The 11,158-nt window shown below is 43.8% G+C and carries 11 protein-coding genes; 5 read left to right on the forward strand and 6 right to left on the reverse strand.

Annotated elements, in window-relative coordinates:
- The first annotated feature begins 57 nt into the window (after window positions 1–57).
- From F551_RS0115485 to F551_RS0115495, 3 genes are all read left to right on the forward strand, one after another.
- The gene (locus tag F551_RS0115485) at window positions 58–1,224 is read left to right on the forward strand and encodes a nucleotide sugar dehydrogenase (protein WP_018998436.1); all 1,167 of its coding nucleotides are present in this window, start codon (window positions 58–60) and stop codon (window positions 1,222–1,224) included.
- Between the two features lie 83 nt (window positions 1,225–1,307).
- The gene (locus F551_RS0115490; RefSeq protein ID WP_018998437.1) at window positions 1,308–1,550 is read left to right on the forward strand and encodes a hypothetical protein; all 243 of its coding nucleotides are present in this window, start codon (window positions 1,308–1,310) and stop codon (window positions 1,548–1,550) included.
- Window positions 1,551–1,683: 133 nt separating this feature from the next.
- On the forward strand, window positions 1,684–2,658 hold the full coding sequence (locus tag F551_RS0115495; RefSeq protein ID WP_018998438.1) for a KpsF/GutQ family sugar-phosphate isomerase: 975 nt from the start codon (window positions 1,684–1,686) through the stop codon (window positions 2,656–2,658).
- A gap of 25 nt (window positions 2,659–2,683) precedes the next feature.
- Here F551_RS0115495 and F551_RS16845 read toward each other — a convergent pair whose 3' ends face one another.
- Window positions 2,684–3,577 carry a sterol desaturase family protein gene (locus F551_RS16845; RefSeq protein ID WP_018998439.1) on the reverse strand — a complete coding sequence of 298 codons (894 nt, stop codon included), beginning with the start codon at window positions 3,575–3,577 and terminating at the stop codon, window positions 2,684–2,686.
- Window positions 3,577–4,134 carry a TetR/AcrR family transcriptional regulator gene (locus tag F551_RS0115505; protein WP_018998440.1) on the reverse strand — a complete coding sequence of 186 codons (558 nt, stop codon included), beginning with the start codon at window positions 4,132–4,134 and terminating at the stop codon, window positions 3,577–3,579. The genes F551_RS16845 and F551_RS0115505 overlap by 1 nt, the downstream gene beginning before the upstream one ends.
- 159 nt (window positions 4,135–4,293) lie before the next feature.
- Here F551_RS0115505 and F551_RS17235 point away from each other — a divergent pair, with 159 nt between their 5' ends.
- Entirely contained in the window at window positions 4,294–5,778 is a 1,485-nt protein-coding gene (locus F551_RS17235) for a DUF2793 domain-containing protein (RefSeq protein ID WP_018998441.1), read from the forward strand.
- Window positions 5,779–5,860: 82 nt separating this feature from the next.
- Window positions 5,861–6,439 (forward strand): acyltransferase, encoded by a 579-nt coding sequence (locus F551_RS0115515; protein ID WP_018998442.1) that lies wholly within the window; start codon window positions 5,861–5,863, stop codon window positions 6,437–6,439.
- Between the two features lie 70 nt (window positions 6,440–6,509).
- Here F551_RS0115515 and F551_RS0115520 read toward each other — a convergent pair whose 3' ends face one another.
- The 4 genes from F551_RS0115520 to F551_RS0115535 form a co-directional block, all read right to left on the reverse strand.
- Complete coding sequence (locus F551_RS0115520) at window positions 6,510–8,198, reverse strand: flotillin family protein (protein WP_018998443.1); 1,689 nt, start codon at window positions 8,196–8,198, stop codon at window positions 6,510–6,512.
- Between the two features lie 18 nt (window positions 8,199–8,216).
- Window positions 8,217–8,936, reverse strand: coding sequence for a YqiJ family protein (locus F551_RS0115525; RefSeq protein WP_018998444.1), 720 nt, complete (start codon window positions 8,934–8,936; stop codon window positions 8,217–8,219).
- 67 nt (window positions 8,937–9,003) lie between these two features.
- On the reverse strand, window positions 9,004–9,447 hold the full coding sequence (locus F551_RS0115530) for a PspA/IM30 family protein (RefSeq protein WP_018998445.1): 444 nt from the start codon (window positions 9,445–9,447) through the stop codon (window positions 9,004–9,006).
- 122 nt (window positions 9,448–9,569) lie between these two features.
- Complete coding sequence (locus tag F551_RS0115535) at window positions 9,570–11,000, reverse strand: NAD-dependent succinate-semialdehyde dehydrogenase (protein WP_233355273.1); 1,431 nt, start codon at window positions 10,998–11,000, stop codon at window positions 9,570–9,572.
- Window positions 11,001–11,158 lie beyond the last annotated feature (158 nt).

Here is an 11,158-nt window from a genome sequence, read left to right on the forward strand (position 1 = left end):
TTCGCTGTATCGGTGCCACCATTGTATTAGATTACTGTATTGAAACGGACTAGACTTATGAAGATCGGTATTGCTGGACTGGGTTATGTAGGGCTATCGAATGCAATCTTGCTTGCACAAAACCATGAAGTTGTGGCTTTTGATGTGGTGCAGGAAAAAGTTGACCTAATCAATTCAGGTAAGTCGCCCATCATTGATGCAGAATGTGAAGAATACTTAGCAAAAGGCACTTTGAATTTGAAAGCGACGACAGATCCTGTCGAAGCTTATGCCGATGCCGATTTTGTGGTGATTGCGACCCCAACTAATTATGATGTGGACACAAACGCTTTTGATACATCCACGGTGGAAGCCGTTGTTGATACCGTCCGTCAGATTAATCCAGATGCAGTGATGGTTATTAAATCGACTATCCCTGTTGGTTTTACAGCTGGTTTGACCCAATCCACTGGTTGCAACAGCATTATGTTTAGCCCTGAATTTTTGAGGGAAGGGCGCGCTCTTTATGACAACCTTCACCCAAGCAGAATTGTTGTGGGTGAGAAATCAGAACGCGCAAAGACATTTGCCAATTTGTTAGTTGAAGGTGCGCAAACAGAAGACATTCCTGTCTTGTTTACTGATCCGTCAGAGGCTGAATCTATCAAGCTGTTTGCAAACACTTACCTGGCAATGCGTGTGGCATATTTTAATGAGCTAGATTCGTATGCGATGGCTCTAGGCTTAGATACACGTCAGATAGTTGATGGTGTTGGATTGGATCCACGCATTGGGACACATTACAACAATCCTTCTTTTGGGTATGGCGGCTATTGTTTGCCGAAAGATACAAAACAATTGCTCGCAAACTATGATTCAGTGCCTCAAAATTTGGTGCGCGCGATCGTAGAAGCAAACTCAACGCGTAAAGATTTCATCGCAGATGCGATCATTGCGCGTCAGCCCAAAATGGTGGGAGTGCATCGCCTTGTGATGAAAGCTGGATCTGACAATTTCCGTGCTTCCTCTATTCAAGGCATTATGAAACGCGTCAAAGCTAAAGGTATCGAAGTTATGGTGTATGAGCCAAGCTTTGAAGGTGAAAGCTTCTTTGGTTCTGAAGTGACGTCTGATTTATCTCGTCTGAAATCTGAGTGTGATGTGATTATCGCTAATCGTCACAGCGAAGATTTGGCAGATGTGAAAGAAAAGATCTTTACTCGCGATCTATTTGGTACGGATTAAGCATCTTTATAGAAATCCTGTTTAATAGTAGTCTTAAGGGAAGATAATTCCCATCAGCATTGTTACGGGGATGTTTATAGCCAATGGCAGTTCATGATTTAAATGAGCATCGTAAGCGCAAAGAAGCGGAACAGGCTGAATTTGATAAGCAAGCTCGTGCTCAACAACGCAAAGATGTTTTTCGCCACTCAAATATGAAATTTGTTTATATCGGTGCAATTGCGTTGTTGGTTGTAGCTGCTGGGTTGTATTTCAAACCTGCTGATAAGAAAGCGGGCGAGATTGCCGTGCGCAATCAAATGCTTCAATCACAGACTGCTGAGTAAAGAAGAAATAGCCTAAATTCACTAGATATATTGACGGCTAATTCCATTAAGGATAGTCGCGAAAGAAAGAATTTTTCTTCGAAGTCTGAATGTGTTCAGGGTTTGAAGAACTGAATTTAGAGTAGGGCGCTTCATGGATTATTTGGCTAACGCACGCGAAGTTTTGCAATGCGAATTGAAGGGCATAGAAGCTCTTATCGAAGCGCTGGGATCAAACAGTTCGGCCGTAGTAGCTGAAGCCTTTCCGCGCGCAATCAAACTGATGCAAAATGTAGAAGGTCGCATCATTGTTTCGGGAATGGGGAAATCTGGACATATCGGTGCTAAGATTGCCGCCACTTTAGCCTCCACAGGGGCACCAGCGAGTTTTGTGCACCCAGGTGAGGCCAGCCATGGTGATCTGGGAATGATTAGCCAGAAAGATGTTGTTTTAGCTCTTTCTAATTCCGGTGAGACCAAAGAACTGGCAGATATGATCGCTTATACGCGCCGGTTCAAAATTCCGCTTATCGCAATTACATCAGGTCAGAATTCTAGCCTTGGTAAGGCTGCGGATTGTTTGTTGCTTTTGCCACCAGCAACCGAAGCATGTGGCGCGACACGGGCACCAACCACAAGTACAACAATGACGCTAGCATTGGGCGATGCACTTGCTGTGACATTGCTGACTGAGAAGGGATTTGGAGAGACTGACTTTAAAGTTTATCACCCAGGTGGAAAACTAGGAGCGGCATTCCGTCGTGTTTCCGATCTTGTGAAAGATCATGACGTGCTACCTCTTGTGGAATCAGGTTCTGTTGCAGCTAAAGCGGTGCCTACCATTTCAGAAGGTGGTTTTGGATGTGTTGGCATTGTTGATGAAGCTGGTGAACTTATCGGAATGATCACGGATGGAGACTTACGGCGTCACTTTGGCAAAGATTTCTCAGCGCATACGGTCGATGAAATCATGACAGCCTCTCCGTTGACCATTACAAATGATATGTTGGCAGCTCGGGCATTAGAACTACTTAGTTCCAACCGAATTACAGCGTTGTTTGTGGTTGATGGTACCAAGCCTGTAGGCATATTGCACGTTCACGATTGTCTATCTGATGGTGTGATGTGAAAATTGGTTAGAGACAGTCCTCAATTTAACTAGAGGACTGTTTTGTATCAATTTTGTTGTGCTCCATTTTGTTTCTTTTGGGTTCCCATTCAGGTGTTCCAAAGAGGCGCATCCAGAGTTCACCCAATGATTTTGAATGTTTGACGTCGCTAAAGACGCCAGGCCATTCCGAAAACCATACTGATAATGGATTGATGCTGTCATAGTCTCGCTTTAGGCCGTATTCTGGGGTTTCTTCTTCTGCTTGATAGGTACCAAACAACCTGTCCCAGATGATGAGGATCCCGCCGTAATTCTTGTCTATGTATTTGTCATTGCAACCATGATGCACGCGGTGATTGGCTGGTGTGTTCAAAATGCCATCTAGTGGCCCGAGTTTGCCAATGAGTTCGGTGTGTATCCATGTTTGATAGGCCAGCACAACTAGAATTCCAAAGAATACGAGTACTGGTGGGAAACCCATCAGGATGAGTGGGAAGTGCAAAATTGCGGATATAAATCCTTCGAATGGACCAAATCTCACACCCACGAGAATGTTCATATGGCGCGATGAATGATGCACGGCATGTTGTGTCCATAATATACGAATGCGATGAGCTAGTCGGTGCTCCCAATAATAGGCGATATCTGCTGCCAACACCGCAAGAAACAGCGTTGTGAGCGTAAGAGGCATGGTCCAGCTTATGTATGTGTCGGCAACCCATACAAAACCCAAATACACAAAGGAAAGCAGGAAGGTTTCAACCAATAAAAATGGGATCTGTGTCGAGACACTGGCAATCATATCTAGAAGGCTGCGCCCCATAAATGGTTTGGTGAACAATGTTTTTAGGATCTCTATCCCAAGGATAGCTGCGCCAATGAGAAAGAATACTTCATCGAAGTTTTGCGCTAATTTGTCGATATATTCAGGCGTCATTACGTAGGCTTTCCTAATCCGTTGATGAATGTCCGCCATGCCAGGTCGGAGGCTTGAGATACGGTCGTTTCACCGTTTTTCACACTTTCCCAAGCTGCGAAAAGTATGTGATCATAGACTTGGATGATCCATGAAGTTGGTATGGAGATATCAAGAAGACCTTCTTCTTTCAGGCCTTCCATGAGATCTGAGGTTTCTTGCTTTTGGCGTTTGAATTCAGTTTTTAACTCTTCATCATGCTCGAAAGCTTCTAGTGCAAGAAAACCGTGGCGATCGCCAAGCGGGATCAATACTTTCAATATTATCTTGGCAACCTCCGTATAAGAATCAATGTCTTGAATGGCATTCTCAACGACATCGTCCATTTCCCTGATTGCGGTTTGAGCTAAGGTTTTGATTAAATCTTCCCGGCTCGAAAAATATCGATGAAGCGTAGCGCGGCCAACACCTGCTAAACTTGCGATTTGAGATAAAGACGCACTTGGATCTTTATTGAGGAGCGTGAAAGCAGCTTCGATAATTGCGTCTTCGGAGGAGGGGCGTATGGAATTTTTCATGAGACAATAGTGTCTCATTTGAACATATAATGTCAATACCCGAGAAAATCTTTGAAGAATACGTGTGTAAGGTCGTCCTAAAACATGGATAAATAAAACTTACTCATTCTGCTTCTTGTTTGGGATAAATTCTTTGCTCCATAGACATTGGAGCGAAACATGGAACACACCACACGATTATCTCTGCCTTACATTCACAACGGGCAAGCCCAGAAACATGTGACGCACAATGAAGCAATTCGCATGTTAGATTTGCTTGTGCAGGCTAGTGTAGAAACTAATTTATTGTCCAATCCACCTTCAGAGTTGGTGGATGGACAAGCGTGGCTTGTTGCTGAAAATGCAGAGGGAGATTGGCAGGACCATAGCGCTGACATTGCATATTGGGTCGATAATAGTTGGATGTTCTTTACGCCTCAAGCAGGGTGGAAATTGTGGAATAAAGCAAGTCAGCATCTTCTTGTTTTTGATGGGACTGATTGGCAAAATCTATCTTCTTCTTCAGGAGTGATCGATTTTCAAAATTTGGACGGTATTGGAATCAAAACAGGCTTTGATAGTCAGGGGCGATTGCAGGTGAAGTCTGAGAAAATTCTATTCTCTCATGAAGATAGTGGTGGCGGGGATGTGAGACAGTTTCTCAATAAACAAGCGACTTCTGATACCGCGAGTATCGTTTGGCAAAACAATTACAGCACTAGAGTGGAGATAGGCCTGACTGGAGACGATGCGTTTCGACTGAAAATTAGCCCTGACGGAAATGAATTCAATACAGCAATGTTGGTTGATAATGTGAGTGGTAGAGCACATTTCCCATTCGGCGTGGACTTTTCAGGGCAGGGCGCATTGGGAGGAATGAGAAACCTGCTGATCAATCCAAATTGTGTTGTCAATCAGCGTGAGTTCTCAGGTGGTCAATTGCCGGCTAACACATTTGGATATGATCGTTGGAAGGCTGGCGCAACAGGTTGTTTTCACAGTGTAACAGCAGGTGTTTGGACGTTAAACGGCCAAATATCGCAAAATGTTGAGTTACCACAAGGATGGCCTTATGCGTTCACTTCCGACACTGATATTTCAGCAACGTTTTCCATTAAAGATGTAACTGGAAGCGTGACTGTGACCATTGAGGGACAGAGTTTTGTGTTGACCGCTCAATCTGGTGGGCAATCAGTGGAATTTACTTTGCCAGCGTCGCTAAACAATTCGATCTCTATCGAGATCGGTACCACAGAGAGTATTGAATTTTCACAGCCTCAATTGGAACTTTCATCCGTCCCCACGCCATTTGAAATGCGGTCGTATGGAACCGAGCTCGCAATGTGTCAAAGATATTTCTATTCTTTTCAAGCGGGTGTGAATGGGGGGGTGTTGCCTTGCATGAAGCAGACGACACAGAAATGGCGAGGTGTATTTTTCTTACCAGAACAAATGCGCGCTGATCCAGATATAGCATTTTCTGGTCGAGCGCGGATCTATTCTTACAATGGTGTGAATACAGAAATTTTGTCCATAGATGCTCTAGGATTGAAGGACCGAGTGATGCAAGTGGAGTTTAACACTGAGACAAATGATCCGCCTCCTGGGCTCGCGACATTCTTTGCATTTGATGATGTCAGGGTAGATTTTTCGGCAGAGATGTAGATGTAAAAATTTGGTGGTGGTGTTGAAGAATTGAAAATTACGTATATTCCGTAACTTACAGCCAAACCTAGGGGAAATAGCTATGTCTAATGGTTCAAATTCGCAAAATTACACATGCCATGAAAGTAGCTATGTTGATGAAGGTGTTGAGGTGGGTGATGGCACAAAGATTTGGCATTTCTGTCATATCCTTACTGGCACCAAAATCGGCAAAAACTGTTCCTTGGGCCAAAATGTCATGGCTGGTCCGGATGTTTCTATCGGTGATGGCTGCAAGATCCAAAACAATGTGGCGATCTACAAAGGGGTCACGTTGGAAGATGGTGTATTTTGTGGTCCCTCATGCGTGTTTACCAATGTAACTACACCGCGTTCTGAAGTTAGTCGTCGCGAAGAATATGCTGAAACTATGGTTCGCAAAGGCGTGACGATTGGCGCGAACGCGACAATTGTTTGTGGCCATGAATTGGGAGAGTATTCATTTATTGCTGCAGGCGCTGTTGTGACTCAAAATGTGAAACCTCATGCGCTAATGGCGGGAGTTCCAGCTAAGCAATTAGGATGGGTTGCTCACAGTGGTGAGATATTGCGGGATGACATGACTTGCCCACGTACTGGAGAAAAATACGAATTGGTTGAAGGCCAATTGAAGAAGATTTGATTTAAAACTGGAAAAACCTTCCCGATGTGATCAGGAAGGTTTGTTGTTCGGAGTTTAACGGAATAAAACGTTATTCTTTCAAAGGTTTAGTCAAGCCATCCAGATCGGAACCATCCATTCCCAATTCATTCATGAGAGAGTCTAGGATAGGGGCCTGTGTACGGTATTTCAGGGCCGCGTTCACTGCTTGATCAGCTAATCCACCATTGGTGCCAGATGCGTTTTCATCACCAGCGGAGGTGACAGCGCCGTTTAATCCATCGACTTGAAGGATTTTGATATCGTCAATCTGCTCCATTGGTTTTACAGCTTGCTCGATGATACCTGGCAGTGCTGCAATGAGAGATTGCTTGATCTGCATTGCTACCTGTTCAGTTGATAGCAAGTTGGCAGCTTCGTTGACTTTACGCTTACCTTCAGCTTCTGCGTCATACACTTCACGTAGAGCTTCCGCGCGTAATTTTTCAGCAGTCGCTTCACCTTCAGCCGTAATACGTTGTTTGCTGGCTTCGGCATCGGCAGCGATGCGAATAGCTTCGGCATTATCCGCAGCTGCAAGTTTTTCAGCTTCTGCAGCAACTTGAACCGCGATGGCTTGCTGTTCGGCTGCTTTACGCGCTTCAATCAACTCAATCGCTTTTTCACGGTTTGCGATCTCAGTATCTCTTGCTGTTGCAACCTCTTCCAAAGCCTTTGCTGCAATTGCGCGAGCTTCATCAGCTTGTGCGTCTGCTTCTGACTTTGCACGGGATTTTTCGGCAACAGCTATATCGCGGTCTTGTTGTGCCAGCTCAATCTGTTTTTCTTTCTCTACTTGTGCAGATTCAACCGCTTGCGCTTTTTCGATATCACGTTCTTGAACGACACGTTCAGCTTGAATACCTGCTTCACGTACCTGACGTTCAGCCATAATTTTTGCTTCTTCAGCTTCACGTTGACGGTCTGCCTGCTCTTGAGCAATTTGAGCAGTTTGGGAAGCGCGGCGAATTTCGATTTCACGTTGTTGCTCAAGGTTTGCATATTCACTGTCCCGTGAAATTTGCAAACGTTGTTGTTCAGCATCAAGGTTCTTGCGTTTAATCTCAACTTCAGTTTCTTGCTCAATATCGTTTCGTTTTTTACGACGAGCTTCGATTTCCTCAGTCAGTTTCGTCAGACCCTCAGCATCAAATGCGTTGTCTGGGTTGAAGAATTCTTTCGAAGTCTGGTCGAGGCCTGTAAGAGATACAGATTCTAACTCTAAACCGTTTTTCAAAATATCTTCAGAAACAGCTGCTTGCACCTTTTGAACGAAAGATACGCGTTGCTCATGCATTTCTTCCATAGACATTTCAGCAGCAACTGCACGTAAAGCATCAACAAACTTACCTTCTACCAATTCTTTAAGGTGCTGTGGCTGCATTGTGCGTTGACCCAAAGTTTGGGCTGCATTTGCAATAGATTCTACAGTCGGTTGAACGCGAACATAAAACTCTGCCTGCACATCCACACGCATGCGATCTTTGGTGATCAATGCTTGTTCTGCGGTACGGCGCACTTCTAGACGAAGCGTGTTCATATTGACTGGTATGACTTCGTGAAAAACTGGGAAGACGAGGGCACCACCATTCATGATTACCTTCTGTCCACCAAAACCTGTTCTTACGAAAGATACTTCCTTTGATGAACGTCGATAGAGGCGTGAAAAAATTAAACCAAGTGCCAAAAGGGCGACTAGTATAATCCCAGCGATTGTAAGATATTGCGTTATATAACCCATGTATTCCCAACCTTTCGATTAATTCAATGTCTTGTGATTGTTTGCAATCACTTTGAAAATCGGTCCTTTTTGCTCAACCAAGAGAACTTCATCTCCTGCTTCGAAAGAAGAATCTGCTTCATCGGGTTCAACCAATAAATAGTGAACCTGACCTGTGTGATCTTCCAGCTTGGCTTCAGCAGGTTGCCCAAGGCTGGCTTTGCCTCGAAATATTGTAGCAACTTTACCGATAAAGCTGGTTTTAGACACAGCATCTGTTTCTTCTTTGGGCATGACACGAGCAAGAAATAAGCCAATATGGCGTGTCAGCGGCAGTGAGATCACGAGTGCAATTAGGACCGGTATAAATACTGGCAAGTACATGCCAGTTATGCTGTGAACAGTGTTTTGAGTTACAATTCCGGCCAGCCCAAAACTGGTTAAAAATGCCACGAACAAGACCAATACAGGTACTTTTCCCACACATAACCATGCGAGGAATGACCCAAAAAGACCCAAGCTTGGAACGTCTGGGCCAGCAGCCGGGTCAACATCCAATGGGCTTGCTGAGGGTGTTTCTAGTCCTGCATCAGCATCAATATCCAAGTCCGCGTCTAACTCAATGTCCGGTAAAAAACCATCGACAAATTCGGAAAAGCCAAATCCCATCAATAGGCCAATGACTTCTAACACAGCAATGAAAAGCATAATTAGAAGCGCGATGGTGAAAGGCGCTAAAGCAGCGTCAAAAAAAATCACGGATTGTCCCCATATGTTAAATGTGTTGCTAGATTTGATTGAGTCCAGCTAAAGCTAAATTGAGACTTTAATTGTGGTCAGATGCGAGAGCATCTAATTCTGCCAATAGGCTCTCAAATTGCTTAGTCTGTTCCGAGTGCATAGGTGATTTCTGTGCATCGGTTTCGAGAAATAAATTCAATTTTTCAATGTCTTGTGTGATTTCTTTAACACGGTTTTCTAATTGAGCTTTTTCTTTTTCCAGACTGTGCTTTTGTTTCAATCCAGCGCGAGCCAAATCATCTCGATTTAACTCTACTGCTGTTGAGCTTTTGCTCTCTAGGCTTGCGATAGTCGCAGAAAGTGTGGAAAGCTTTTTCTGTGTTTGGTGTTTTTCTACGGCTAGATTGCCGATCACAGCTTTCACAGCTTCAACACCTTTGGGCTTGTTTTCGTTTTCAGGAAAATCCAGGAAATTGGACATTTCCTGTTTTAAAACCCCAGCAATGCGATCCAGAAAAGTATTGTTCATTCTGTTCATCCCCCATTCATCACATTAAATAATGTTTAAATATGGACGGAAGTAAGTCAAAATAATTTTAAGTTGAAAAACAGCTATTCTTTGATCATGGATTAGTATGGGGGATATGAATTTTACCTCAAATTCCCAAATAGGCGATATTTGATTTCTAGGTAATCGTCCAATCCGTATTTTGAACCTTCGCGGCCAAACCCTGATTGGTTGATACCTCCAAAAGGTGCTGCTGCATCAGATATTTGAGTTTCATTTATGCCAACCATACCAAATTCTAGTGCGTCACTGACACGCCAAGCTTGGCTAAGCTGTTCGGTATAGATGTATGCGGCCAATCCATAATCAGTAGCATTTGCAGCAATTGTTGCTTCTTGCTCGGCATCGAACTCAAATATTGGGATTATAGGACCGAAAATTTCTTCTCTGGCGATTTCCATGTCGCTATTTAAGTTGGAAATAATCGTTGGTGAAAAGAATAGATCGCCAGCGGGTGATTTTTGACCACCAGTAATGATATTCGCGTTTTTTGAGACGGCATCTTCTAAAAGTGAACTTACTTTCTTCATCGCTGCGGAATTGATGAGGGGGCCAATCATTGTTTCCTCAGAAAAGCCGTTGCCGACTTTTAGTTTGGAAACTTTTTCAGAAAGTTTTGAAACAAATTTGTCGCGTACATTTTTGTGTACAAAAATCCTGTTTGCACAAATACAGGTTTGTCCGGCATTGCGGAATTTAGCTTGCATCAATCCTTTGACCGCGAGGTCAATGTCGGCAGATTCAAAAACGATAAAAGGGGCATTGCCACCCAATTCTAACGATAATTTTTTGAGTGATGGTGCTGATTGAGTGTATAATATTCGGCCAACATCTGTTGAGCCAGTGAAGCTTACTTTTTTGATTTTGGGGTGGGTTGTTAGGACCTTTCCAATTTCAACAGGAGAGCTGGCAGGTAAAACGTTGAAAACCCCATTGGTGAGATCTGCCTCTTCAAATATTTTGGCAAGTGTTAGGGCGGAGAGGGGAGTATCTTCTGCTGGTTTTGCGACCAGTGTGCATCCTGCAGCTAAAGCCGCTCCGGCTTTTCTTGCCAGCATAGCCAGAGGAAAGTTCCAAGGCGTAATCGCTGCACAAACACCGATAGGATGTTTGGTTGCTGTTGCTTTACTTGAAGCAGAGCGCGTTGGGATAGTGTCGCCATAGATACGCACGGCTTCTTCAGCAAACCACTTGAAATATGAGGCACTATAAAGGACTTCGCCAAACGCTTCTTTATATGGTTTTCCATTTTCCAGCGTTATTATAGGGGCAATTTTATCTGCATTTTTTGTCAATAAATCAGCGATTTTAGAGAGAAAGTTCGATCGTTCATAAGGGCTTTTTCTTGACCAAGCTGGAAACGCGTTGTGTGCAGCGTCAATCGCCATTTCAGTTTCATGAATGCCGCAATCAGAAAGAAGTGTTATCTCGTTTCCTGTTGCGGGGTCAGATACGCTAAATTGGTCGCCAGATTTAGGTGCAAGCCATTGTCCATCCACAAAAGCTTTGGTCATTAAATATTCTGTGTTCATAGCACGCCTTGTCGAATGATTTGCGATTTTACTTTGGTATATCCGTATAATGCGCCAGTGTCATTTCATGGCCCTGCATCATTTGTTTAACCAGGTCATTCTCTATGGTTTAAATCGATTTATGACCTGATGTGATTGTC

This window comes from Hirschia maritima DSM 19733 (assembly GCF_000378345.1).
Lineage (GTDB): Bacteria > Pseudomonadota > Alphaproteobacteria > Caulobacterales > Hyphomonadaceae > Hirschia > Hirschia maritima.